At 67.1% G+C, this 24,159-nt stretch carries 25 protein-coding genes; 13 read left to right on the top strand and 12 right to left on the bottom strand.

The annotated features are described in order from the left end of the window. Positions 1-3: 3 nt before the first annotated feature. Positions 4-1,707 (bottom strand): magnesium transporter CorA family protein, encoded by a 1,704-nt coding sequence (locus QTH90_RS18070; protein WP_286665941.1) that lies wholly within the window; start codon positions 1,705-1,707, stop codon positions 4-6. Between the two features lie 145 nt (positions 1,708-1,852). Here QTH90_RS18070 and QTH90_RS18065 point away from each other — a divergent pair, with 145 nt between their 5' ends. The 9 genes from QTH90_RS18065 (at position 1,853) to QTH90_RS18025 (ending at position 9,732) form a co-directional block, all read left to right on the top strand. Continuing rightward, positions 1,853-2,524, top strand: a complete 672-nt coding sequence (locus QTH90_RS18065; protein ID WP_286665940.1) for an amino acid ABC transporter permease — start codon at positions 1,853-1,855, stop codon at positions 2,522-2,524. 5 nt (positions 2,525-2,529) lie between these two features. Next, on the top strand, positions 2,530-3,183 hold the full coding sequence (locus QTH90_RS18060) for an amino acid ABC transporter permease (protein WP_286665939.1): 654 nt from the start codon (positions 2,530-2,532) through the stop codon (positions 3,181-3,183). Positions 3,184-3,237: 54 nt separating this feature from the next. Next, positions 3,238-4,035, top strand: coding sequence for a transporter substrate-binding domain-containing protein (locus QTH90_RS18055; protein WP_286665938.1), 798 nt, complete (start codon positions 3,238-3,240; stop codon positions 4,033-4,035). Positions 4,036-4,061: 26 nt separating this feature from the next. After that, positions 4,062-4,841, top strand: a complete 780-nt coding sequence (locus tag QTH90_RS18050) for an amino acid ABC transporter ATP-binding protein (RefSeq protein ID WP_286665937.1) — start codon at positions 4,062-4,064, stop codon at positions 4,839-4,841. Positions 4,842-4,860: 19 nt separating this feature from the next. Then, positions 4,861-5,607 carry a sugar phosphate isomerase/epimerase family protein gene (locus tag QTH90_RS18045; RefSeq protein WP_286665936.1) on the top strand — a complete coding sequence of 249 codons (747 nt, stop codon included), beginning with the start codon at positions 4,861-4,863 and terminating at the stop codon, positions 5,605-5,607. Then, positions 5,604-6,554: a sugar kinase gene (locus QTH90_RS18040; protein ID WP_286665935.1), complete on the top strand. Its 951-nt coding sequence runs from the start codon at positions 5,604-5,606 to the stop codon at positions 6,552-6,554. Before QTH90_RS18045 ends, QTH90_RS18040 begins: the two co-directional genes overlap by 4 nt. Beyond that, the gene (locus QTH90_RS18035) at positions 6,551-7,537 is read left to right on the top strand and encodes a 2-hydroxyacid dehydrogenase (protein ID WP_286665934.1); all 987 of its coding nucleotides are present in this window, start codon (positions 6,551-6,553) and stop codon (positions 7,535-7,537) included. Before QTH90_RS18040 ends, QTH90_RS18035 begins: the two co-directional genes overlap by 4 nt. A 14-nt stretch (positions 7,538-7,551) precedes the next feature. Continuing rightward, on the top strand, positions 7,552-8,577 hold the full coding sequence (locus QTH90_RS18030; protein WP_286666286.1) for a LacI family DNA-binding transcriptional regulator: 1,026 nt from the start codon (positions 7,552-7,554) through the stop codon (positions 8,575-8,577). Between the two features lie 135 nt (positions 8,578-8,712). After that, positions 8,713-9,732, top strand: coding sequence for a DUF3616 domain-containing protein (locus QTH90_RS18025; RefSeq protein ID WP_286665933.1), 1,020 nt, complete (start codon positions 8,713-8,715; stop codon positions 9,730-9,732). On the opposite strand, the gene QTH90_RS18020 is transcribed toward QTH90_RS18025, so the two are convergent. From QTH90_RS18020 to QTH90_RS18000, 5 genes are read right to left on the bottom strand one after another with little or no spacing between them, the layout of a single operon-like run. Further along, positions 9,729-10,508: a cyclase family protein gene (locus QTH90_RS18020; RefSeq protein ID WP_286665932.1), complete on the bottom strand. Its 780-nt coding sequence runs from the start codon at positions 10,506-10,508 to the stop codon at positions 9,729-9,731. The genes QTH90_RS18025 and QTH90_RS18020 overlap by 4 nt on opposite strands. Positions 10,509-10,550: 42 nt before the next feature. Then, complete coding sequence (locus QTH90_RS18015) at positions 10,551-10,952, bottom strand: RidA family protein (protein ID WP_286665931.1); 402 nt, start codon at positions 10,950-10,952, stop codon at positions 10,551-10,553. Continuing rightward, a complete protein-coding gene (locus tag QTH90_RS18010) occupies positions 10,949-11,938 on the bottom strand; it encodes a Bug family tripartite tricarboxylate transporter substrate binding protein (protein WP_286665930.1) in 990 nt (329 codons plus the stop codon). The genes QTH90_RS18015 and QTH90_RS18010 overlap by 4 nt, the downstream gene beginning before the upstream one ends. Before the next feature lie 10 nt (positions 11,939-11,948). Beyond that, positions 11,949-12,446, bottom strand: coding sequence for a hypothetical protein (locus QTH90_RS18005; RefSeq protein ID WP_286665929.1), 498 nt, complete (start codon positions 12,444-12,446; stop codon positions 11,949-11,951). Beyond that, positions 12,446-13,582, bottom strand: a complete 1,137-nt coding sequence (locus tag QTH90_RS18000) for an aminotransferase class V-fold PLP-dependent enzyme (protein WP_286665928.1) — start codon at positions 13,580-13,582, stop codon at positions 12,446-12,448. Before QTH90_RS18000 ends, QTH90_RS18005 begins: the two co-directional genes overlap by 1 nt. Before the next feature lie 35 nt (positions 13,583-13,617). Here QTH90_RS18000 and QTH90_RS17995 point away from each other — a divergent pair, with 35 nt between their 5' ends. From QTH90_RS17995 to amaB, 3 genes are all read left to right on the top strand, one after another. After that, complete coding sequence (locus tag QTH90_RS17995) at positions 13,618-14,310, top strand: Crp/Fnr family transcriptional regulator (RefSeq protein ID WP_286665927.1); 693 nt, start codon at positions 13,618-13,620, stop codon at positions 14,308-14,310. A 221-nt stretch (positions 14,311-14,531) separates the two neighbouring features. Further along, positions 14,532-15,728 (top strand): saccharopine dehydrogenase family protein, encoded by a 1,197-nt coding sequence (locus QTH90_RS17990; RefSeq protein ID WP_286665926.1) that lies wholly within the window; start codon positions 14,532-14,534, stop codon positions 15,726-15,728. After that, entirely contained in the window at positions 15,725-17,230 is a 1,506-nt protein-coding gene (gene amaB, locus QTH90_RS17985; protein ID WP_286665925.1) for an L-piperidine-6-carboxylate dehydrogenase, read from the top strand. The genes QTH90_RS17990 and amaB overlap by 4 nt, the downstream gene beginning before the upstream one ends. A gap of 8 nt (positions 17,231-17,238) precedes the next feature. Here amaB and amrS read toward each other — a convergent pair whose 3' ends face one another. Next, on the bottom strand, positions 17,239-18,330 hold the full coding sequence (gene amrS, locus QTH90_RS17980; protein WP_286665924.1) for an AmmeMemoRadiSam system radical SAM enzyme: 1,092 nt from the start codon (positions 18,328-18,330) through the stop codon (positions 17,239-17,241). Next, positions 18,327-19,130 carry an AmmeMemoRadiSam system protein B gene (amrB, locus tag QTH90_RS17975; RefSeq protein ID WP_286665923.1) on the bottom strand — a complete coding sequence of 268 codons (804 nt, stop codon included), beginning with the start codon at positions 19,128-19,130 and terminating at the stop codon, positions 18,327-18,329. The genes amrS and amrB overlap by 4 nt, the downstream gene beginning before the upstream one ends. A 90-nt stretch (positions 19,131-19,220) precedes the next feature. Between amrB and QTH90_RS17970 the strand changes: the two genes are divergently transcribed. Continuing rightward, a complete protein-coding gene (locus QTH90_RS17970; protein WP_286665922.1) occupies positions 19,221-19,427 on the top strand; it encodes a DUF6494 family protein in 207 nt (68 codons plus the stop codon). A 30-nt stretch (positions 19,428-19,457) separates the two neighbouring features. Here QTH90_RS17970 and QTH90_RS17965 read toward each other — a convergent pair whose 3' ends face one another. From QTH90_RS17965 to QTH90_RS17950, 4 genes are read right to left on the bottom strand one after another with little or no spacing between them, the layout of a single operon-like run. Then, a complete protein-coding gene (locus tag QTH90_RS17965; RefSeq protein WP_286665921.1) occupies positions 19,458-19,913 on the bottom strand; it encodes an Lrp/AsnC family transcriptional regulator in 456 nt (151 codons plus the stop codon). Between the two features lie 12 nt (positions 19,914-19,925). Then, positions 19,926-20,384 carry a RidA family protein gene (locus QTH90_RS17960; protein ID WP_286665920.1) on the bottom strand — a complete coding sequence of 153 codons (459 nt, stop codon included), beginning with the start codon at positions 20,382-20,384 and terminating at the stop codon, positions 19,926-19,928. After that, the gene (locus QTH90_RS17955; protein WP_286665919.1) at positions 20,381-21,355 is read right to left on the bottom strand and encodes a transglutaminase family protein; all 975 of its coding nucleotides are present in this window, start codon (positions 21,353-21,355) and stop codon (positions 20,381-20,383) included. The genes QTH90_RS17960 and QTH90_RS17955 overlap by 4 nt, the downstream gene beginning before the upstream one ends. Before the next feature lie 2 nt (positions 21,356-21,357). Beyond that, the gene (locus tag QTH90_RS17950) at positions 21,358-24,054 is read right to left on the bottom strand and encodes a circularly permuted type 2 ATP-grasp protein (protein WP_286665918.1); all 2,697 of its coding nucleotides are present in this window, start codon (positions 24,052-24,054) and stop codon (positions 21,358-21,360) included. Positions 24,055-24,159 lie beyond the last annotated feature (105 nt).

The raw sequence follows: 24,159 nt of genomic DNA, 5'->3' as shown, positions 1-24,159 counted from the left end.
CGCCTAGTCCGATCCCGGCCGCCACACGCGGGCCAGCACGCCCAGCTTGGTACGCAGCGTGTGACGCTCGTCGGACAGCGCATCGATGAAATCCGACAGCCGCTTCGACTTGACCATGGTGTAGACCGTGAGCCAGGTCGTGAACGCGAAGGTCAGGCCGAACCAGATCAGCTTGCGCCACATCGGCGAATCCGCTTCGGCGAGCAGGTTCATGCCGAGGAAGCCGGTCGTGATGGTGCCGATCAGGCCGAACAGCGTGACCACCGTGAGCCGCACCACCGTGTTGGCCTGGCGCCGCAGGCTGTCGGCATCGAGGTACGTGTTCATGTCGGCGATGCGCTCCTTGACTTCCTCGTAGAGCGGATCGAGGCCGAGGTGCGTGGTGCAAAGGTGCGACAGCGCGCGCACCTGCGCCTGTTCGGAAATCTCGTGGAACCAGTAGCGGTGCGTGAACCGCAGGAAGCCTTCGAAGCTGGCCCGGATCGCGCGCTTGAAGCGCTTGACGCTCGCGACGTCGTGGATGTCGAGATTGCGCAGCGCTTCGACCAGCCGGTCCGAATACATCAGCAGCGCCGCCTTCTGGAAATGGGCGATGAGGAAGAGCAGGAAGTGCTGGTGCCGGAACTGCGCCAGAACGCCGCGGTCGCGGCAGCAGAAGAACTCCGCGTTCGCATCACCGATGACGATCAGCGCCCGGCCGTTGCACAGGTAGCGCGTGTTGGGCGCGGCACCCGCGTTGACCCAGAAGCGGTCGTAGCAGTAGCGCTGCTCGAAGTCGGCCATGCTGTCCTCGGCGAAGGGCAGCGGCCCGCCGCCGGAGATGACCGGATCCGCAGCACCGCTGACCAGGGCCAGCCGCACGAAGTCTGCGCGAGACAGGCGGCGCGGGTCGTCGAGCGCGAGATAGGCCATCACCGGCATGCGGTAGTACTCGATCTGGCGGAAGCGCAGCGCGCCGGCTTCGTCTGAATGGTCGCTCACGAGCGGGCGCATCAGCCACGCCCAATGCGCCGCGAGGCGCGGCGCGCGGTGCTCGGCCACATGCGAGAGAAAGGCCTCGCGCTGTTGTGCATCGGAACTCGACAACACGCTGCCGTCGGCCGCGAGCCATTCGACGCTGCTCATGCAATGCAGAGCCTGCCCCTGCGCGTCCCAGCCTCCGGGATAGGCACGGCCGAAGCGGTAGAGGATCTCCTGCGCCTGCGGCAGGCTCAGGTCGTCGACGCCGACTTCGACGTTGAGCAGCACGACGTCGACGTCGAAGAAGAAGTACAGGTCGACATGCACCACCTGCAGCGTGATGGGCGCGTCGCCGGGGCGTGCCACCACACGTACCGCCGCGACGTCGCTGCGCCGGAACACACGCATGGGCGAATCGCTGCCGGAATCGGTGCCGGCCTGCCGACCCTTGCGGCCATCGCCGTAGAGGAATCGCTGCACATAGGGCAGGAAGCTGACGAACTCGTTGTAGTGGCGTTCGTGGAAGCGGTCGCTGCTGCCGGTGTATTCGTCGATCTCCTCGCGCCACGGCGATGCATCCCCGAGGTCGCGCAGCACTTGCCAGGGGCCGCGATGCGCGTGCCGTGGCTGGGAGGTGGGCATCAGGCGCAGCGGCCACAGCAAGGTCTGGCGCAAGTGATGCACCGCGGGTGCAGATGCCGCGGTTGCAAGCTGTGCCTTTGCGTCGGACGTATCGGTGATCAGCATCGCGCCAGTGTAGGCACGCGGGGTGATTAGGGGAATCCCTAGGGTGGTGCTGAAACCGGTTTCACATATACTGAATCGCACCGCAATGAAGTGCTTTCGCAGTGCGGCGCACCATCCTGAATCCCCATCCGAGCCACCGTCACCCGTGAATTACCAATTCCAGTTCGACGCCGTCTTCGCTGCCTGGCCGCTGCTGCTGAAGGGCACCTGGATCACGATCCAGCTCTCGCTCGTTGCCACGTTGCTGGGCCTCGTCGTGGCCATCTTCTGTGCGTGGGGCAAGACCTCGGGGCCGGCCTGGCTGCGCTTCATCGTGAACGCGTACATCGAGGTCATCCGCAACACGCCTTTCCTGGTGCAGTTGTTCTTCTTTTTCTTCGCGCTGCCGGCCATCGGGTTGCGCTGGTCGCCCTACACGGCGGCACTCACGGCGATGGTGGTGAACCTCGGCGCCTACGCGGCCGAGATCGTGCGCGCCGGCATCGAGTCCATTCCCAAGGGCCAGATCGAAGCGGGGAGGGCGCTCAACCTCAAGCCGTGGGAGATCTTCCGCTTCGTGATCATCAAGCCGGCGCTCAAGGCCATCTACCCGGCGCTCACGAGCCAGTTCATCCTGCTGATGCTGAGTTCGGCGGTGGTGTCGGTGATCTCGGCCGACGACCTCACCTCGGTCGCGGCCAACCTGCAGTCGCAGACCTTCCGCAGCTTCGAGATCTACATCGTGGTCGCGTGCATCTACCTTGCGCTGGCGCTGTCGTTCTCGGCGCTGTTCAAGCTGATCTACAAGCGCACGCTCAACTATCCGGATCGGCGCTGAACACCATGCGTACCTTCGGCTTTCCCGAATTCCTGTTCATCCTCGAAGCGGCCAAGTGGACGCTGGCGCTGTCGCTCATCGCCTTCGTCGGCGGGGCGATCCTGGGGCTGGTGATTGCGCTCGCCCGCACCTCCGAGAGCAAGACGGCGCGCGTGCTGTCGACCGGCTTCATCCAGATCTTCCAGGGCACGCCGCTGTTGCTGCAACTGTTCCTGATCTTCTTCGGCGCGCCGGTGCTGGGGCTCGACATCAATCCGTGGATTGCAGCGGGCATCGCGCTGATCCTCAACAGCGCCGCCTTCCTCGGCGAGATCTGGCGCGGCTGCATCGAGGCCATTCCGCGCGGCCAGTGGGAAGCGGCCCAGGCGCTGAACCTCAACTACACCTCGCGCATGCGCGACGTGGTGCTGCCGCAGGCTTTCAAGATCGCACTGCCGCCGACCGTGGGCTACGTGGTGCAGATCATCAAGGGCACGTCGCTCGCCGCCATCATCGGCTTCACCGAGATCACGCGCGCCGGGCAGATCATCAACAACGCGACCTTCCAGCCGCTGCACGTCTTCACGACGGTGGCCGCGATCTATTTCGTCATCTGCTGGCCGCTGTCGCTGCTGGCGGCGCGCATGGAGCGCAAGAGGGCGCGCGCCCTCGCGAGATGAGCGCTTCGCCGAACCCTTCCTCTGTGTTTCTGTTCTTAATCTAGGAGACTCGACATGATCCGTTTGACCACCCGCCGCGCTGCCATTGCAGCCCTGGGCCTCGGCGCCGCGCTGACCGCGTTCGCCCCTTTCGCATCCGCCCAGAGCGTGGCCGACATCAAGAAGAAGGGTGAGATCACTATCGGCATGCTCGTCGATTTCCCGCCCTACGGCACGACCAACGCCCAGAACCAGCCCGACGGCTACGACGCAGACGTCGCCAAGCTGCTGGCCAAGGACTGGGGCGTGAAAGCCAACATCGTGCCGGTCACGGGCCCGAACCGCATTCCCTTCCTGCTGACCAACAAGGTCGACCTGCTGGTCGCCTCGCTCGCAGTGACCCCGGAGCGCGCCAAGCAGGTGCAGTTCTCGCAGCCCTATGCGGCCGCGACCATCGTGCTGTACGGCAAGACCGGTGCGCCGATCAAGAGCGCTGCCGACCTGAAGGGCGTGCGCGTGGGCGTGGCTCGCGCCAGCACGCAGGACGTGGCCGTGACCAAGGCCGCGCCCGAAGGCACCGAGATCCGCCGCTTCGACGACGACGCATCGGCCATGCAGGCGCTGATGTCGGGCCAGGTCGACGCGATCGGCGCGTCCACCACTGTCGCGGCGCAGATCGCCAAGCGTGTGCCGGCCAATACCTTCGAGAACAAGTTCACGCTGGTGCAGCAGAACATGGGCATCGCGATGCGCCCGGGCCAGGACGACCTGCTCAAGAACGTGAACGAGTTCATCGCCAAGAACACGGCCAACGGCGAGCTCAACAAGCTCTATCAGAAGTGGCTCCAGACCGACCTGCCCAAGCTGCAGTAAGCCCATAGGCCTTTCAGGGAACACGCATGACCGACGCAGTCGCGACTCACGCCGGCGCCGAGACGATCATCCGGCTCGAGGCGGTGAACAAGTGGTACGGCACCTTCCAGGTGCTGACCGACATCGACCTCTCGGTGCGCACCGGCGAGCGCATCGTGATCTGCGGGCCGTCGGGCTCGGGCAAGTCCACGCTGATCCGCTGCATCAACCGTCTGGAGACGGTGCAGAAGGGGCGCATCGTGGTCGACGGCATCGACCTCACGGCCGGCGGCAAGAACGTCGATGCTGTGCGCGCCGAGGTCGGCATGGTGTTCCAGCAGTTCAACCTGTTCCCGCACCTCACCATCCTGCAGAACTGCACGCTGGCGCCGATGCGCTCGCGCGGCATGAGCAAGGCGCAGGCGGAAGAGGTTGCGATGAAGTACCTCACGCGCGTGCGCATTCCGGAGCAGGCCCACAAGTACCCGAGCCAGCTCTCCGGCGGCCAGCAGCAGCGCGTGGCGATCGCCCGTGCGCTGTGCATGGCACCGAAGATCATGCTGTTCGACGAGCCGACTTCCGCGCTCGATCCCGAGATGGTCAAGGAAGTGCTCGACACCATGATCGGCCTTGCCGACGATGGCATGACCATGCTGTGCGTCACGCACGAAATGGGCTTTGCGCGCAGCGTGGCCGATCGGGTGATCTTCATGGCTGACGGGAAGATCATCGAGCAGGGGCCGCCTGCGGAGTTCTTCGGCAACCCGCAGCATGAGAAGACGCGGCAGTTCCTGGGTCAGATCCTCAGTTCTCACCAGGCGCATTGACGCGCCGATCGCCAACGGTATGTCGCAGGTATTGATTTCTCTCTCATCGTTTGGCGCCGCGGAGATCGGACGCCACGGCCAGTTGTGGTGTTCGCAGCTTGCCAAGGCCGCTGGCGCGGACAGTGTCGAGGTTCGCGGCGAACTGCTGCGCGATCCGGCGACTGAACTCCCGGCGCTGGCCGGCCTTGCCTCGGTCTACTCCAGCCCGGAAGGACTTTGGGCCGAAGGTGGCTGGCTCGACAGCGCGGCCCTCGGACGCGGCATCGCCGCCGCGACCACGCTGGGCGCCAGGCGGCTCAAGATGTCGATCGGGGACTTCGGTCCGTCGTCGCATGGGTCGCTGTGGGGCCTCAAGGTGCAGCTCGCCGAGACCCGCATCGAACTCGTGATCGAGAACGACCAGACCGTTTCGGCCGGTACGCTGCCGGCATTGCAGGCCTTCTTCGACGCCGCGGACCGTGCGGGGCTCGATCTGGGCATGACCTTCGACATGGGCAACTGGCACTGGGTCGGCGAATGCCCGTTGCAGGCTGCGCAGGCGCTGGGCCGCCGCGTGCGCTACGTGCATTGCAAGGGCGCGCAGCGGCTCCCGGCCAAGTGGGTGGCGGTGCCGCTTGCCGATTCGGTGGCTCCCTGGCGCGCCGTGCTGCGCGCGCTTCCGGCCGATGTGCCGCACGCCATCGAATATCCCCTGATCGGCGATGACCTGTTCGCCATCACGCGCGACCAGATCTCGCATATCCGCTCCTTGCGAGGCACGTCATGACCCATCCTTCCTTTGATGTCGCGCTGTTCGGCGAAGCCATGCTGTTGCTGGTGGCCGACCAGCCCGGTCCGATCGAGAACGCGACGGCCTTCCACAAGCGCACGGCCGGCGCCGAGACCAATGTGGCGATCGGCCTTTCGCGCCTGGGCCTGAAGGTCGGATGGGCCAGCCGGCTCGGCACCGACTCGATGGGGCGCGCATTGCTCGCGACCATGCAGGGCGAGGGCATCGACTGCTCGCACGTGATCACCGATGCGACGCAGCGCACCGGTTTCCAGTTCAAGGGCCGGGTGACGGACGGCAGCGATCCGCCGGTCGAATACCACCGCAAGGGCTCGGCTGCGAGCCAGATGGGGCCGGCCGACGTCGACGAAGCCTGGCTGCGCTCCGCACGGCATCTGCACGCAACCGGCGTGTTCGCGGCCATCTCCGGCACCAGCCTGCAGGCGGCGATCCGATCGATGGAGGTGATGCGCCAAGCTGGCCGGACGATCTCCTTCGACCCCAACCTGCGGCCGACGCTGTGGTCTTCGCCCGAGGTGATGCGAGACACCATCAACGATCTCGCGGCGCGCGCGGACTGGGTTCTGCCGGGCATGGAAGAGGGCCTGTTCCTCACGGGCGAGAGCACGCCGGAAGGTGTCGCGCATTTCTACCGGCAGCGCGGCGCGAAGCTGGTGGTCGTGAAGCTCGGCGCCGAGGGCGCCTACTACGACAGTGACGTCGCTGGTACCGGGCGCGTCGAAGGCTTCCCGGTCAAGGAAATCGTCGACACCGTGGGTGCTGGCGACGGCTTTGCGGCGGGCGTTGTGAGCGCGCTGCTCGAGGGCAGGACGGTGCCCGAAGCCGTGCGGCGCGGCGCCTGGATCGGTGCACGCGCCGTGCAGGTTCTCGGCGATACGGAAGGCCTGCCCACGCGGATGCAACTCGAAGAGGCCCGGCTATGACGCGCAAGAACATCCTCGTTTTCCGCGAGTTGCCGGACGATCAGCTGGCGCGCCTGCACGCGGCGCATGAGGTCACCGTCGCGAATCCGCGTGCGGCGGCGCAGCGCCCCGCCTTCGATGCGGCCTTGCCGACGGCGCATGGCCTGATCGGCTCGAGCTTTCCCGTCGACGACGCGCTGCTGGCGTGCGCGCCGCAGCTCGAAGTGGTGTCCAGCGTCTCGGTCGGCGTCGACAACTATGCGCTGGCGGCGCTGCATGCGCGCGGCATCACGCTGTGCCACACGCCCGGCGTGCTCGACGAGACGGTGGCGGACACCGTTTTCGCACTGCTCATGGCGACCAGCCGGCGCGTGGTCGAACTCTCGAACCTCGTGCGCGAGGGCCGGTGGACCCAGAACGTCGGCGAGGACCTGTTCGGCTATGACGTCCACGGCAAGACGCTGGGACTGCTGGGCTTCGGCCGCATCGGCCAGGCGATCGCGCGGCGCGCAGCGCTCGGGTTCGGCATGCCGGTGCTCTATCACGCGCGCCGCCCCGTCGATCTGGCCGCGCAGGCACCGGAGCTGCAGGGGCGCGCAACACACACGCCGCTGGACGAACTGCTCGCGCGTTCCGACTTTGTCGTCGCGATGCTGCCGCTGTCGGACAGTACGCGCGGCATGATCGACGCCAGCATGTTCGGCGCCATGAAGCCGGGCGCGATCTTCATCAACGGCGGCCGGGGCGCAACGGTGCAGGAAGAGGCGCTGCTCGCAGCACTCGACCAAGGCACGCTGCGCGCCGCGGGTCTCGATGTCTTCGCAACCGAGCCGCTTCCGGCGGCGTCGCCGCTGCGTACGCATCCGCGCGTGACGCCACTGCCGCACATCGGCTCTGCCACGCACGAGACGCGCCATGCCATGGCCGAGCTGGCGACCACCAATCTGCTGCGCGCATTGGCTGGTGAAAAGCCCCTGGCTGTCTTCGACACGGCCTCCGCTTGAACGCCAGAACCCCCATGCAGCGCCCGGGTCGCGCAACCATTGCGGATGTGGCGAAGGCGGCTGGCGTGTCGAAGGCCACGGTTTCGCGATTCCTCAATCACCGCGAACGCCTGCTGAGTCCCGACATTGCAGCCCGCGTCGAAGCTGCGGTGGCCCAGCTGGCCTACACGCCGAGCCCCATGGCGCAGGCGCTGAGCCATGGCCGCTCGCGCCTGATCGGCCTGATCGTGGCCGACATCACCAACCCCTATTCGGTGGCGGTGCTGCGCGGCGCCGAGAAGGCTTGCCAGGATGCGGGCTACCTGGTCATGCTGTTCAACCTCGGCAACGACATCGACCGCGAACGCGAGGCCATCGATGCGCTCGCCGGCTACCAGGTCGACGGCTTCATCCTCAACACGCTCGGGCGTGGCGCGGGGCTGGTCGATGCCGATGCCCTGCACGGCAAGCCGGCCGTGCTGGTCGACCGCAGGCACGCGGGCATGCACACCGACTTCGTTTCCCTGGACAACGCCGCAGCGATGAAGACGGCCTGCGGGCATCTCGTCGAAGGCGGCTATCGCGAGCTGCTCTACATCACCGAACCGCTCAAGGGCGTGAGTTCGCGGCGCGAGCGCTCCGCTGCCTTCGGCGCCTGCGTGGCCGCGCACGAGCCGCGCGTGGCGGGCGAGGTCTTCGAATGCACGGGTGACGATGGCGATGCCCTCGACACGGCATTGCGCGCCCTTCACAAGCGGGCCAGGCGCGGTCGCCGCGCCGCCGTGCTGGCGGGCAACGCGGTGGTCACGCTGCGCGTGGCCGCGGCCATGGCACGGCTGGGCTTGAGTTTCGGTACGGATGTCGGCTTCGTCGGTTTCGACGATGCCGAATGGGCGCCGTTGATCGGCCCCGGCCTGAGCGCCGTCGCTCAGCCGACGGACGCCATCGGACGCGCCGCGGCCACCTGCCTGATCGAGCGCCTGCGCGGCCTCGAAGGCCCTGCGCGGCAGTTGCTGCTGCCGGGCGAACTGGTGGTGCGCGGATCGTCGACTCCCGCCTGATTCGGCGGAGCGTCCCCAATGGGGCGGATGCGCGCCCCGAGCCACCCGGCGCAGACTCTACGCTGCTGCGCCAGAGCTTCGTTGCCGACCGGCGACGAAGACGCCCACAACGAGGTGATCGTGAGGAGTGCGGACGTGAAACTGCCTCAACGCTCTTGGAGACCCTGTGCCGTTGCGCTTGTGCTGGCGTGCGCCGCGGCCCAGCCCGCCCTGGCGGGTCCGGCTACCTATCGCGCCATCTGCGATGCTTCTGCTGCCATCGCAATCGGCAAGGACCACTTCGTCGTGGGCGAGGACGAGCGCAACGTGCTCCACGTCTACCGCTACGGCGACCCGGAGTCCAAGGCTCAGGTGGACTTGACGGCCTATCTCCGCGGGACAGATGACAAGGATTCCGATATCGAGGGCGCGGCTCGCGTCGGGCAACGCATCTACTGGATTTCATCGCACGGCAGGGACAAGCATGCGAAAGTCGAGCCCAGCCGGATGCGCTTCTTTGCGACCACCATCGACGAGACAGGCGCTGTTCCGGTCGTGAAGGAGGTCTCGACGCTGCCCTACACGAAGCTGCTCGATTTCATCGCCGCCGACCCGCGCTTTGCGGTCCTCAAGGAAGCGTCGCGGTTTGCGCCCAAGAGTGGCGAGGGCCTCAACATCGAAGGTCTTGCCGCGACACCGGACGGACACCTTCTGATCGGGTTCAGGAACCCGAGACCGGAGGGCAAGGCGCTGGTCTTGCCTCTCCTGAATCCGGCCGCGGTGATCGACTCGGCTGCCGATCCCCGGTTCGGGGACCTGATTCCGCTCGACCTGGACCGGCGCGGGATTCGAAGCATCGAGTGGATGGACGGTGGCTACGTGATCGTTGCCGGCGCCCACGACGATCGCTCCCTCAACGACAAGGCGCTGGACTTCAAGCTCTATCGCTGGGCTGGCCCCGGATCGAAGCCCGTCAAAGACAAGAAGGTCGACTTCGGCCGCTTGAATCCGGAAGCCATCTTCCAGGTCAAGGGGAAGAAGCCGGGCATGGCCTATGTCCTGAGCGACGACGGGGAGGTGTCGATCGGAAACGAGAAGTGCAAGGATGTGCCGACCGAGAAGAAGCGCTTCCGCGGGGTGGCGATTCGACTCCGGGCGTCATCCCCCGATCTTTAGCTCTCGACGAGCGCCAGCACACGCAGTGGACTGCCCGAGCCCTCCTGGATCTTCAGCGGTGCGGACACGATCAGCGCGCCGGTGGGCGGAAGTTGGTCGAGGTTCTTCAGGCATTGCAGACCATAGCGGTTGGCGCCATGCATGAGGGTGTGGCAGGGGTAGGCCACCGGCCAGCTGTAGGACTGTCCCGCGTCGGTGTTGATCGTCTCCACGCCGAAGCCATGCACCTTGCGCTCGTGAATGAGCCATTCCACCGCCGCCTGCGTGGGGCCGGGCGTGTGGGCGCCGTCTTCGCGCATGTTCACGAAGGCGGCCGGGTCAGCAAGGCGCTTGGACCAGTCGGTGCGAAAGAGCACCCACGCGCCCTCGGGGATTCGGCCGTGCCGGGCTTCCCAGGCCTGCAGGAACTCGGTGGTCAGCAGCCAGTCGGGGTTTTGCGCCACCTCGGCACTGGCATCGACGACGACAGCCGGCGCAATGAAGTTGTCGGGCGCAATGGTGTCGACGGTGTTGCGGGGATGGTCCTTGCCCGTCACCCAGTGCGCCGGCGCGTCGAAGTGCGTGCCGGTGTGCTCGCCGCACGAGAAGTTGTTCCAGTACCAGCCGGGGCCCGCTTCGTCGTAGTGCGAGATGCGCTCCATCTTGAACGGGGAGACCTGGCCGAACTGCGGCGGCAGCTGCAGGGCAGGGAAGTCTTCGCTCAAGGTGTGCGTGAGGTCGATCGTGCGAACCGAACGGTCGCGCAGGGCCTGGGTGAGTTGCGTGAGGATGGTCATCGAAGATCCAATCGAAAAAGAACAAATCACAAGTCGCGCGGCTCAAACCTGGCGCCGCGCGGTCACTTCAAGCTCGACCTTGGCGCCTTCGACGGCCAACGCGCTGCACAGCGTGGTGTTGGCCGGACGGTTGGCGCCGAAGCGGCGGCGGAGCACTTCGCTGACGGCGATCACGTCGCCGCGGTCTGGAACGTAGACACGCACGCGCACCACGTCGGCGAGGCTCGAACGCGCCTGCGCGAGCGCGGCCTCGATGGTGTCGAGCGCGACCTCGCATTGTTGCTGCGCCGTGGCCGGAAACTCCCCGGTGGCGAAGACCTGGCCCAGCGTGCCTGAGACGAAGACCCACTCGCCGTCGACGACGGCGCGCGAGTAGCCGGCCAACTCTTCCCAGCGCGATCCGCTCTGGATGAATTCGCGTCCCATGTGTGTCCCGGTGTTCATTGCGCCTTGAAGCCCGAATCGCGGATCACCTTGCTCCAGTTGCGGTTGGCATCGATCACCCATTGTTCGACTTCCTTCGACGGGGCGGCCGTGACCTCGTTGCCCATCTTCGCAAGGCGCTCCTGAAGGTCGGGCTGCGCCAGCACTGTCTTCATCGCGCGGTCGAACTGGTCGACGAATTCCGGCGGCATCCCCTTCGGTCCGAAGAAGGCCAGCCACGGGTTCTTGTCGATGCCGCTGAAGCCCAGTTCCTGGAAGGTGGGGATTTCCGGCGCGGTCTTGCTGCGCTCCTGGCCCGAGCTGCCGAGGATGCGGACCTTGCCGGCGCGGTGGTATTCGATGAGCTCCGTCATCGAGGCGATGCCGATCGGGATCTGGCCCGCGAGCAGGTCCTGCACCATCGGCGCGCCGCCCTTGTAGGGCACCGAGTTCATCGTGACGCCGAAGGACTTGCCGATGACGTGGCCGATGAACTGAGGCACGCTGCCGGCGGCGGGAATGCCGTAGTTGGCCTCGTTCGGATGGGCCTTGACCCATGCGCCGAGCTCCGCCATGTTCTTCACGCCAGTGGCGGCGCTGACCGCGAGCACGTTGTAGTAGTTCGCCACGCCGGCCAGCGCGGTGAAATCGGCCACCGGGTCGTAGCCGGCGGCGGCGATGGTCAGCGGAATGATCACCTGCGTGTGGTCGATCGACAGCATGATGGTCGAGCCGTCCGGAGGCGCCGCCTTGAGAAGCTGCGCGGCAATCTGCCCGCCGGCGCCCGGCTTGTTGTCCACGATGAACACCTGGCCGTCCATGGCCTTGCCCAGCTTGTCGATGACGGCACGCGCCACCACGTCCGTGGCGCCGCCCGGCGGGAAGCCGACCAGCACGCGGATGGGCCCGGTATAGGCCTTGGTAGCGGCGTTGGCGCTCCAGGGGGACGAGAGCGCGGGCGCAAGCAGGGCTGCCGAGAATGCCTGGCCGAAATGGCGTCGATTCATGGTCTCTTCCTCATCGTGGTTTCAAAGAACTGGCGGGTGGCGTGGGACGTGGGGACGCGGTCCGAAGCTGCAGGCGTGCCTGGATCAGCAGCACTTCGACCTCGTGGCAATGCATGAGGCGCAGCCATCGCGCGTTGTCCATGTCGGGCGTGCGCGTTGCGAGGAGGCTGATGCGGCAAGACTCGCCGGCGCCGTCGGTTGCTGCGACGGGCTCGACCACCGCGCTGATTCGGGGGCTCAATGCATCGGGCGAGGCGCCTACGTGGTAGACCACCTTCATGAGTGCCTCGTCCATGACGGGACGCACATAGCCCGGTTGATCGTCGAACAGCGAATGGCCGCGCACGACGCCAGCGCCGACCGGCTCCGTCTGCCAGCAGCCGAGGGCCCAATGTCCGAGTTGCACTCCATCGGCAAGGAAGGCCAGGGCCTCGGGTGCGGACACCCGGCATTCGACCGATGCGCAATGCGAACTGGAGCCGTCCTGGGTTGCGTTTCGCATGATCATCAGCGCGTCAGTCGCGCGAGTTCGCGCAGGGCGCCCACGACGTCGTCGGCGGTGTTGTAGAAGTGGGGTGCAACCCGGATCACGTCATTGCGGGCCGAGACCACATAGCCGGCCTGCAGCATCTGTGCCTCGACTTGAGCCGCATTGGGAATGCGGATGGCCGTGTTGGCGCCCTTGGCCGATGGTGTGGTCGGACTGGCAACCGAAAGGCCCAGGCGCGCCGCTTCCTCGATGGCGACCGCCGAAAGCTGAGTCAGATAGGCCTCGATCGCCGGTATCCCGATCTCGTTCAACAGGCTCATGCTGGCCCGGGCCACGCTGGCGCACATCATGGGCGGCGTGCCCGTGTTGAATCGGGTTGCGCCGGCCGCGAAATCCAGGTTGGCGGGATTGAACTCGAAGGGATTCACGCGGCCGAACCAGCCTGTGACCGTGGGTGTGAGCCGCCTCGCGAGTTCGGGCCTCACGTAGAGGAACGCAATCCCCGGGATGCCCAGCAGGTACTTCTGCGCGCCGCTCGCGAGGATGTCGACGGACTGTTGGCGAACGTCGATCGCGATGGAGCCGGCGGACTGATATGCATCGACGAACTGGATGGCGCCGCATTCGCGCGCTGCCCGGCCGGTCGCGGCGATGTCGGTGATCTGGCCGTCATAGAAGCAGGCGTGCGAAACCGACACCAGCGCCGTCTGCGTGTCGATGGCCCCGACGACGCGGTCCGTCGTGCCTGTGCTGCCTGCCTCCGCCTCCACCAGGCGAACCTGCGCGCCGCGTGGCTGCTGCGCCAGCCAGACATGGCAGATCGACGGAAAGTCCAGCGTGGTCGTGACGATGCTTCGGCGGTCCGCATCGAAGCGGAGCGCCGAAGCAATGCTCGAAGCCGCATCCGACACGCTGCCAAGCACCGCGATGTCATCCACATCGGCATGGATCATGCGAGCGAACTCTACGCGCGCCAGGGCGACTTGCTCCATCCAGTAGCCCCAGTCGGCGCCGCGCCGCACCCAGATATCGAGGTAGTCGTCGATGGCCTGCCGCACCGGCAGGCTGAGCGCGCTTTGCGAACAGCTGGAGAGCTGGATCGCGTTGTCCAGGATGGGGAAGAGCTTGCGGTACGAAGAAAATGGATGATTCATGGAATTGCCTTGTGCAACGACAAGGCCTTGAGGCGATGAACAAGAACGGCGACACGGCGATTTCCCCCTCGGCATGGATCGAGGTGCCGCACTTCGACTGGAAGACGCTGACGGCCGAGGGCGCGCCGACGGTGCGTTTCGGCAAGGGCCAGACTCTTTTTTCGCAGGGCGATCCGGTGAACCACGTGCTGGTCGTCGAGGAGGGGCGCGTGCGCCTGGTGCTCCTGTCGGAGTCCGGCCACGAGAAGCACATGGCCATCGTCGGGACCCACGGGTTGGTCGGCGAATGCAGCGCTTTCCTCGACGGCCGGCACTCCGTGACCGCGGTCGCTTCGTCGGACGTGGTCGCGCGCCAGGTCGAGCGGCAGCAATTGCTGCGCTGCCTGGAGCGCGACCCTGTGTGCCTGCGCCAGGTGCTCTGGCTGATGAACGTCAAGCTGCGCGTGCTGGCTCACCAGAACCTGCTGCTGAGCCAGGCCTCGGCGGCGCAACGGGTGATCCACCACCTGGTGCAGTTGGCCGATACCTACGGCGAGGCGCAGGCGGCGGGGGTTGCCATAAGCATTTCCTTCACCCATCAGGAGATGGCCAACATCGCGGGCCTGAGCCGCGTCATGACCTCGAACGTGCTGATCCAGCTGCAGGACCAGGGGGTGATCGAGATGGCCAAGTCGCATTGCGTGATTCGGGATCTGGACGGATTGAGGCGGCGAGCGCTGATTCTGTGATTCGGAGTTGCGGCCCAGTTTAGGAACGCCCGCACACACCGTATGTCAACGGCTTTACAACACCGAAGGTTTTTCTCGCGGCGTGCGCGCTGACCAATCGAGCGTTCACCGCGTCATTTCGACCGAACGCCGCACGCCTTCGACGCAATGCCGGCTTCTCCCTGCCAGCGGCCCCCCCTAAAGTTCCTTCAACTCGATGCTCAAGACGAAGGAGGTGCCCCATGAACCCGGTCGACATCCGCAAGGTCCTCGTTCTGGGCGCAGGCAAGGTCGGCGGCACGGTCGCCGACATGGTGGCCGAGTACCACCGGCTGCCCGTCACGCTCGCGGACCGCGAACACCGTGGGCATGAACCCGGCGATCGTCTGGTGCAGCGCACCATCGTCAACGTCGAGGACGACACCGCGCTTGCCGCTGCGCTCGTCGGCCATGACGTTGTCATCAATGCGCTGCCTTTCCATCTCGCGTCGAGCGTCGCCGCGGCGGCCCGATCCCTTGGCGTGCACTACTTCGATCTGACGGAGGACGTCGCCGCAACCACCGCCATCCGTGCCATGGCGACGGGCGCGCGCACGGTGCTGATGCCGCAGAGCGGTCTCGCTCCCGGCGTGATCGGAATGCTGGGCGGCTACCTGGCGAATCGCTTCGACGAACTCTACGACCTGCACCTGCGCGTCGGCGCCCTGTCGCGGCACGCCACCAACGGCTTGCGCTACAACTTCACTTGGAGCATCGACGGTGTCATCAACGAGTACTGCCATCCATGCGCGGCCATCGTGCAGGGCCATCCGGTGTCGGTGCAGCCGCTCGATGGGCTCGAGACGCTGGTGCTCGACGGGGAAAGCTACGAAGCCTTCAACACCTCGGGCGGGCTCGGCACGCTGTGCGAGACGCTCGCGGGCCGCGTGCGGAACCTCGACTACAAGACCCTCCGCTACCCCGGCCACCGCGATGCCATGGCGTTGCTGCTGCACGATCTCCGTCTGGTCGAACGTCGCGACCTGCTGCGGCAGGTCCTGGACCACGCGGTCCCGCACAGCCGCGAGGACAAGGTGATCGTGTTCGCGTCGGCATCGGGCCTGCGCCACGGCCGCCTGGAGCAGGAAACGCGCACGGCGCGCATCCATGGCGGCCGGCTCCGCGGCGTGGACCGTACCGCGATCGAACTCGCCACTGCCGCTGGTGTGGTGGGTGTGTTCGAACTGCTGCGCAATGGGCATCTGCCCGCATGCGGGTTTGTCGGGCAGGAGCAGGTTGCGCTCGAAGCCTTTCTCGCCACGCGCGTTGGCAGCTGCTACGCGGCCCTGGGTGAAGGGGGCGCAGGCTCCGGTCACGCAAGCCCGCCGCGCGGCCAGGCCTTCGCACATACTTGGCCGCCTCAGGCACGACGTCGGACCCGGAAGGAGCCCCAGGCATGAGCGAAGTACAAGCTGTTTTCGAGCGCTGCGGCATCAGCGCCGCGCAACTGTCGGGTGGCGCACTGCGCGTGCGCTCGGCCATCGACGGCGCCGATCTCGCGCATCTGCATGAGACGCCGGCCGCGTCGATGCCCGAAGTGATCGCACGGTCACAAGCCGCCTTCCGCGGCTGGCGCGAGGTGCCTGCGCCGGCGCGTGGCGAGCTGGTGCGGCTCTGGGGCGAGGAGCTGCGCACGTCCAAGGCCGATATCGGCCAGGTCATCTCGCTCGAGGTCGGCAAGATCGCACAGGAAGGCCTGGGCGAAGTGCAGGAGGGCGTGGACATCTGCGAGTTCGCGCTCGGCCTGTCGCGCCAGCTCTACGGCAAGACCATCGTTTCGGAACGGCCCGGCCACCGGATCATGGAGCAGTACCACCCGCTGGGGCCGGTCGCGGTCATCACTGCATTCAACTTCCCGAGCGCGGTGTTCGCATGGAATGCCGCCATCGCGCTCGTGTGTGGCGACCCCGTGATCTTCAAGCCGTCGGAGAAGGCGCCGCTGTCCGGCCTCGCGACCTTCAGGGCGCTGGAACGGGCGATCGCGCGCTTCGGCGACCGTGCGCCCGAGGGGCTCGCGCAGGTCGTGATCGGTGGCGCGGCGCAGTCGCAGGCGCTGGTCGACAGCCCTGATATTCCGCTGGTGTCGGCAACCGGCTCCACGCGCATGGGTCGCGAGGTCGGACCGCGCGTGGCGGCCCGATTCGGTCGCCGTATCCTCGAACTGGGGGGGAACAACGCGATGATCGTCACGCCGGCGGCCGATCTCGACATGGCCTTGCGGGCGATCCTGTTCAGTGCGGTCGGCACCGCGGGCCAGCGCTGCACCTCGCTGCGCCGGCTGATCGTTCATCGCGCGGTCAAGGAGGCCCTGATGGCAAAGCTGCTCGCAGCCTACGAAAGCCTGCGCATCGGCCATCCGCTGGAGGAGGGCACGCTGGTCGGCCCGCTGATCGACGAGGCCGCCTACGACACCTTGCGGCATGCCATCGCCGAAGTCGAGGCGCAGGGCGGCCGCATCCTCACCGGAGGCGATCGCGTTCTCGCCGAGCGCTTTCCCAAGGCCTTCTACGTGCGCCCCGCCATCGCCGACATGCCGGCTCAGACCGCGCTGGTGCGGCGCGAGACCTTCGGTCCCTTGCTCCATGTTCTGGCCTATGACGACCTCGACCAGGCCATTGCGATTCACAACGACGTTCCGCAAGGCTTGTCGTCGTGCATCTTCTCGAACGACTTGCGCGAGGTCGAGCGATTCCTCTCGGCGGCGGGCTCGGACTGCGGCATGGCCAACGTCAACATCGGCCCGAGCGGGGCGGAGATCGGCGGCGCCTTCGGCGGGGAGAAGGAGACCGGCGGCGACCGAGAGAGCGGTTCGGATGCGTGGAAGCAGTACATGCGGCGCACGACGAACACCATCAACTTCTCGACCGAACTGCCGCTGGCCCAAGGCATCCGGTTCGGCTGATCGGGGCGCTACGCCGAGAGCCGCACCGGAATCCGCCGCCGGCCGAAGCCGCGCGTGAACGCGCCCTCGAATGTGTCGAAGCGGCCCGCAACCGGTGTTCCGCAATGCGGGCAGGTGCCGGTGGCATCGAGATCGCAATCGAGCACGAGGTACCAGTCGCGTCGCACCAGCGCTGCGTGACAGCCGGGGCAGAAGGTGGTGCCGCCCTGGATGTCATGCACGTTGCCGGTATAGACGTGGTGCAGGCCGTTGCCGAGCGCGATGGCGCGCGCCCGCGTCAGCGTGGCGGGCGGCGTCGGTTCCACGTCGAGCATCCGGTAGTCGGGATGGAACGCGGTAAAGTGCAGCGGCACGTCGGGGCCCAGGTGGTCGGCGATCCAGCGCGTCATCGCATCGATCTCGGTGTCGCTGTCGTTGTGGCCGGGGATCAGCAGCGTCGTGATCTCGAACCAGCAATCGGTCTCGTGGCGAAGGTATTGCAGCGTGTCGAGCACGGGCGCGAGGTGTGCGCCGGTCTGCTGGAAGTAGAACCCTTCGGTGAAACCCTTGAGGTCGACGTTGGCCGCATCCATCCGGGCGTAGAACTCGCGCCGTGGCGCGGCATGCATGTAGCCTGCCGTCACCGCGACGCTGCGCAGGCCGAGTGCGTGGCAGGCATCGGCGGTATCCATTGCGTACTCGGCAAAGATCACGGGGTCGTTGTAGGTGAAGGCCACGCTCGAGGCGCCGCCGGCACGGGCCGCTTCGGCGATGCGTTCGGGCGACGCCGTGTCCATCAGCCGGTCCATCTCGCGGCTCTTCGAGATATCCCAGTTCTGGCAGAACTTGCAGGCGAGGTTGCAGCCCGCGGTGCCGAAGCTCAGCACGCTGCTGCCGGGCAAGAAGTGGTTGAGCGGCTTTTTCTCGATCGGGTCGATGCAGAAGCCCGAACTGCGCCCATAGGTCGTCAGCACCATCGCGTCGCCGACGCGCTGGCGCACGAAGCACATGCCGCGCTGGCCCTCGTGCAGGCGGCAGTCGCGCGGACACAGGTCGCACTGGACGCGACCGTCATCGAGCCGATGCCACCAGCGGCCGGGCGTTACTTCGAGCTTCGTCAAGGGGGCTCCTCGAATGCAATGGCCCCGTAGCCGACGACGCGATCACGGTCGCCCGCGGTATCGCCGGAGTTGCGCAGGTCGAGCAGGTGAGCGGCCAGGCCGTGGCGGCGCGCGGCCCGGAGCGCGCCATTGATGGCCGCCGACCCGCAGGCCTCGTGCGACGAGAGGCCGGCGTCGAATGCCAGGATGCGTTGCACGGTGGCGCGGTCGGTGGCCCGCGCCTTTTCGTAGCCGAGGTAGTGCGAGAGGTCGGAGCTGATCACGATCAGCGTCTCCGGGCCGCCCCATAGCCTCTCCAGCACCTGTTCCACCGCCTCCGCGCTGGCCTCGCCGACGACCAGCGGCACGAGCGTGAAGTGGCCGAGCACGCTTTGCAGGAAGGGCAATTGGACTTCGAGCGAATGCTCTCGTTCGTGCGCACGGTCGCTGCGAACCACCTGCGGCAGGTCGTCGAGGCCGGCCAGCGCCGCGACGTCCACGGGGACCCGGCCCAGCGGCGTCTCGAAACTCAGTGCTTCGGGCGCGGCGAGCCCCCTGACCCATTCGCGGTGTGCGGGTCCGAGCAGCACCACGCGGCTGACGATCGGTTCGCGCCTGCGTTCGAGCAAGGCATAGGCATGCGCTGCCACCGCGCCGCAGTATTCGTAACCGGCATGCGGGGAGATGATCAGCTTTGGCCGGCGTCGCGCAGGTTGGTCGACGACGACGCCGTCCAGGCAATCCGCGACCTGCTCCCGCAGCGCCTTGGGCGCGGCGGGGTAGAACAGGCCATCGACGGCGGCGTGGCGCACTGCAGGCATGGGGCAGGACTCCTGCCGTTGAATTTGAACCTTCCGCGGTCGAAAATCAATCCCGTCCGAGCGCCGCAGCTCATGTCTTCGGAGATCGCCATGAATGAAGAGAATTTCAATCTCAGCATCCGGAAGTACCTCAAGATGGTGGGCGTCAGTTCGCAGCGCGACATCGAGCAGGCCGTGGCGAAGGCGCTCGCAGCGGGCACCATCCAGGGTGACGCGAACCTGCCGGCAACGATGACGCTGGAGATCCCTGGCCTGAACCTGAAGGTCAAGTTCGATGGAGAGATCCGCCTCGACTGAGCCTGCGGGCCGGACGCCCGAAAGGCCGTTTCAGGCGACGGGTGGCGGTGCAACGGCTGTGCGCCGGTCCACCTTGCGGCTGAGCACCACCGAGGTGTGCGTGTGCTGGATGCCCTCGATCAGGCCAATCCTGTCGAGCAAGGCATCGAGTTGCTCGTTGGTTTCGCAGCGCAGGAACACCATGTAGTCGAACTGGCCGCTGACGGCAGACAACTCTTCGACTTCGGGCAGGCGTTCGAGCGCCCGGACGACGGCACTGCCCATCTTGGGCGCGACGCTCAGGCCGCAATAGGCGCGCACCGCGGCCTGTTCGAGGCGCTGGCCGAGGCGCACGCCATAGCCGGAAATCACGCCATCGCGCTCCAGTCGGGCTATGCGGGCGACGACCGTGGTGCGCGCCACCCCCAGCTTGCGCGCGAGCAGCGCGGCGGGCTCCCGGGCGTTCGCCTGGAGCAGGCTCAGCAGGTGGCGATCGGTGTCGTCCAATGAGGGCGGGCCTCAGTCCACTTCGGCGATGAGGTCGATCTCGACGCAGGCGCCCATCGGGTTCTGCGCAACGCCGAAGGCACTGCGCGCGTGGGCGCCTTTTTCGCTGCCAAACACCTCGGCGAACAGTTCGCTTGCGCCGTTGGTCACGAGGTGCTGCTCGGTGAAGGTGCCGACCGAGTTGACCAGGCTCATGAGCTTGACGATGCGCTTGACCTTGTTCAGGTCACCGACCGCCGCGTGCAGGGTGCCCAGCAGATCGATGGCAATCGCGCGTGCGGCCTGCTTGCCTTCGTCCGTTGTCATCGTGGCGCCGAACTGGCCGACCCAGGGCTTGCCGTCCTTCTTGGCGATGTGGCCCGAAAGAAAGACCAGATTGCCAGTCCTTACGAAAGGCACATAGGCCGCGACTGGTACGGAGACGGGCGGCAGGGTGATGCCGAGGCTGGAAAGCTTGTCGTAGACGCTCATGAGGGCTCCTTGTTCTGGGATTGCGATTGCGATTGCGTTTGTGTCTGCGATTGCGCGACGCGTGCCGCTTCCTCGCGCAGTTCTTCGAGCGGCCGCACCGTCACGCTCACATCCAGCGTATGGCGGGCGCCGCCGTGCAGCACGCCGCGCATGGGCGACACGTCGGAATAGTCCCGCCCGATGGCGAGTGTCACGTAGTCCTCGCCCGGCTGACGGCCGTTGGTCGGGTCGAAGTCGGCCCATGCGCCCGGACCGTCGTCGCCGGGCAGGTACACCGACACCCAGGCGTGCGAGGCATCCGCGCCGATCAGGCGCGGCCGTCCCGGCGGCGGCTGCGTCAGCAGGTAGCCGCTCACGTAGCGCGCCGGAAGGCCCATCGTGCGCAGGCAGCCGATCATGATGTGCGCGAAGTCCTGGCAGACGCCCCTGCGCTGTGCCAGGGCCTCGATGGCTGGCGTGCTGATCTCCGTGCTCTCGGAGTCGTACTCGAAATCGCGGTACATGCGCAACGTGAGATCCATCGCAACATCGAAAGTCGGCCTGCCGGGCGCGAAGCTCGGCCGCGCATAGGCGGCGAAGTCGTCATGCCGCGGCACATAGCGCGAGGGAAAGACGAAGTCCGACGCCGGGTCGTAGGCTGAGTCCTTGATGTAGCGGAAACGCTCGCGCACCTCTTCCCAGGGCAGTTCGCGGGCCACGTCCGGCGACAGCACCGGCGAGGAGGTGTCGACCACGCTCTCGGCCGTGACAAGGAGTTCCTCGTGCGTCGATTCGAGCGCGAAGAAGGCGCGCGTGTTGCCGTAGACGTCCGGCGCTTCGCTGCACTGCGCGGGCGTGGGGTTGATCGTCAGCGCGTGGCTCACCAAACGCTGCGACACCGTGTCCATCGGCTTCAGATGCGCCAGGTGCTGCGCCGTCTCAACCGGCGGTGTGTAGTCGTAGCGCGTGGAATGGGTGACGTGAAGCAGCATGATCAGGCTCCCACGGAGCGCAGCGATTCGGACGTGAGGGTGAAGTAGCGCGTCCCGATCGCATCCGACACATGGTAGGCGGCCGTCTCGCAGGCGGTGAACAGGTGGACCAGCGCAGGATACTGCGCGTCGGGACCGGCCTCGCACAGATGCTCCAGCGTCCAGGTGTCCGGGTCGGGCAACTCGTGGGAGAGGGCGGTCAGCTTGCCCGGTGCGCTGCCCGCCAGGCGGGCGATGCGCTTGCGCAGCGTCTGCGTGACCCACGCCAGCGATCTCGGGTTGTCGCCGTCGAGCACCAGCAGGTCGACCAACGTCGCGACGTCGCGGCGCTGCTGGTAGCGCGCATGGAAGGTGATCGTGCTGTCGAACAGTGCCACCATCGCCTCGAAGCCGCTCACCTCGTGCACCGAGCCGTGCTCGAAGCCTGATGCGAGGGCGCTGGAGAGGAATCCCAGGCGCTCGATGTGCCGGCCGATGGAAAGCAGCCGCCAGGCGTCGTCGCGCGTCATGCGATCGGTCTGGGCGCCGGTCATCGCGGCCAGCGCGGTGCTCGCGGATTCGAGCAGGCGGAGCGCGGCGCCGGTCGCATAGCCGCCTTCGCCTTTTTCGCTCGCCTGCTCGGCGCTGCGGCGGAGGAAGTCGGTCTCCGCGCGGACGATCTGGTTCCAGTGGTCCTGCGACAGGCGCTCGCGCACCGCAGCCGCAGCCTGGCGAACGCAGCGCAGGCTGTAGCCCACGCTGCCGCCCTTTTCGACGTCGCCCAGCTCCGCGATCAGCGCGCGCTCGAACACGCGCCGGGACTTCGGCAGGCTCGGTACTTCGGGCGAGACCAGTGCATTGCGCAGGGCGAGCTGATGCAGCCAGATCAGCAGGGCGCGCGAGGACTGATCTTCGCCGCCCAGCAGGTCGATGGTGAGGCGTGCCAGGCGTACGGCGTTCTCGGCGCGCTCGGTGTAGCGGCCCAGCCAGAACATGTTCTCCGCTGCGCGGCTGGTGACCGGTGCGCGATGCCGCGCCAGCGACGCCGGCGTTGCGTGCGGGTGCAGCAGCGTGGTGCGATCGATCTCGTCGAGCGTCTGCACCCAGACATCGGCGCTGCTGCCGCCGCGCTGCATCGAGGCGATCTGCGCATCGGGCCCGACCAGGCGGGCAAGGCCTCCGGGGAGCACGCGCCACGAGCGCGGCCCGTCACTCACGGCGAACACGCGCAAGAGCACCGACCGCGGGGCGATGTGGCCGCGGCCAAGGTCCTGCGTCCACGTCGGCATCTGCGACAGCGGCAGGTAGCTCTGCACGGTGTGCTCGTCGCCCTGGCGCACGATGCGGCCGGCCCATTCGTCGAGTTCGCGCCGGCCCATGTGGCGGCCGAGTACTGCGTCGAAGCTGGTGTGCGAATCGTCGCCGGGGTAGGTGGACTTGATCGCGCAGTCCGCCAGTTGCGGCAGCACCGCTTCCATGGCGGCGCGTTCGCCGCACCACCAGGTGGGCAGCGCCGGCAGCCGCAGCTTCTCGCCGATCAGGCGCCGTGCCAGTGCTGGAAGGAAGCCGAGCAGGGCAGGCGATTCGAGGAAGGCCGAGCCGGGCATGTTGGCCACCAGCACGTTCCCCGCGCGAATGGCCTGCAGCAGGCCCGGCACGCCGAGCGTGGAGTCGGGGCGCAACTCCAGCGGGTCGAGGTACTGGTCGTCCAGGCGCTTGATGAGCCCGTGCACCGGCCGCAGGCCTTGCAGGGTCTTGAGGTACAGGCGCTGGTCGCGCACCGTAAGGTCGTTGCCCTCGACCAGCGTCACGCCGAGATAGCGCGCGAGGTAGGCGTGCTCGAAGTAGGTTTCGTTGTAGGGGCCGGGCGTGAGCAGGGCGATGTGCGGCGGCTGACCGGCCGGGCACATGTTCTGAAGCCCTTCCATCATCGCGTTGTAGGTGGCGGCGAGGCGCTGCACGTGCAGGTTCTCGAAGGCCTGCGGAAACTGCCGCGCGATGGCGAGCCGATTTTCGAGCAGGTAGCCCAGCCCCGAAGGCGCCTGCGTGCGTTGAGAGATCACCCACCAGTTGCCGTCGGGCCCGCGAGCCAGATCGAAGGCGGCGATGTGCAGCCAGGTGTCGCCGGGCGGCCGGACGCCGTGCATCGCGCGCAGGTAGCCCGGATGGCCCTGCACCAGCGCTGGCGGCAGCAGGCCTTCGGCCAGCAGCTGCTGCGGGCCGTAGACGTCGGCCATCACGCGGTCGAGCACGCGCACGCGTTGCTGCACGCCGGCCTCGACCTGCGCCCAGCTTGCCGGCGAGACGATCAGCGGGAACAGGTCGAGCGACCACGGCCGCTGGGGGCCGTCGGCATCGGCGTAGACGTTGTAGGTGACGCCGTTGTCGCGGATCTGTCGTTCGAGGCTGATCGCGCGCCGCGGCAGGTCATCGAACCCGCCTGGGCCCAGCTCCTCGAAGAAGCCGGCCCATGAGGGCGAGAGAGGGGCATGTTCGCGCTGACCGCCTTGGCCCTGTTCGGGGGCGGGCGCCGCCGGCGGCACCGAGGCGGCATCGTAGAGCGGTGCGGGTTGCGACGGCACTCCGAGGCGCGATGCGCTCTCCGGCGCGGCGGCGCCGCGCAGTTCATCGAAATGGCCAGGTGCAGCCGGGGGAGCGAGCGCCGACGCGAGCGCTGCGGGTGCTTCCAGCGCCTGCGCGTCGAAGAGGGATTCGTTCATTGGGTCCACGGTGCGCCGATTGTCACACTGCTGAAGCAGGACTTGCCCCCAGGCTTGCCGACTTCGTGTGCCCACCCACCCCCGGCCGGGGGCCATACCGGCGGC

Origin of the sequence: Variovorax flavidus, assembly GCF_030317145.1 — a bacterium.
GTDB classification, from domain to species: Bacteria; Pseudomonadota; Gammaproteobacteria; order Burkholderiales; family Burkholderiaceae_C; genus Variovorax; species Variovorax flavidus.
Note: the sequence above shows the minus strand (reverse complement) of the source record. Positions and strands in the feature narration are given on the sequence as shown.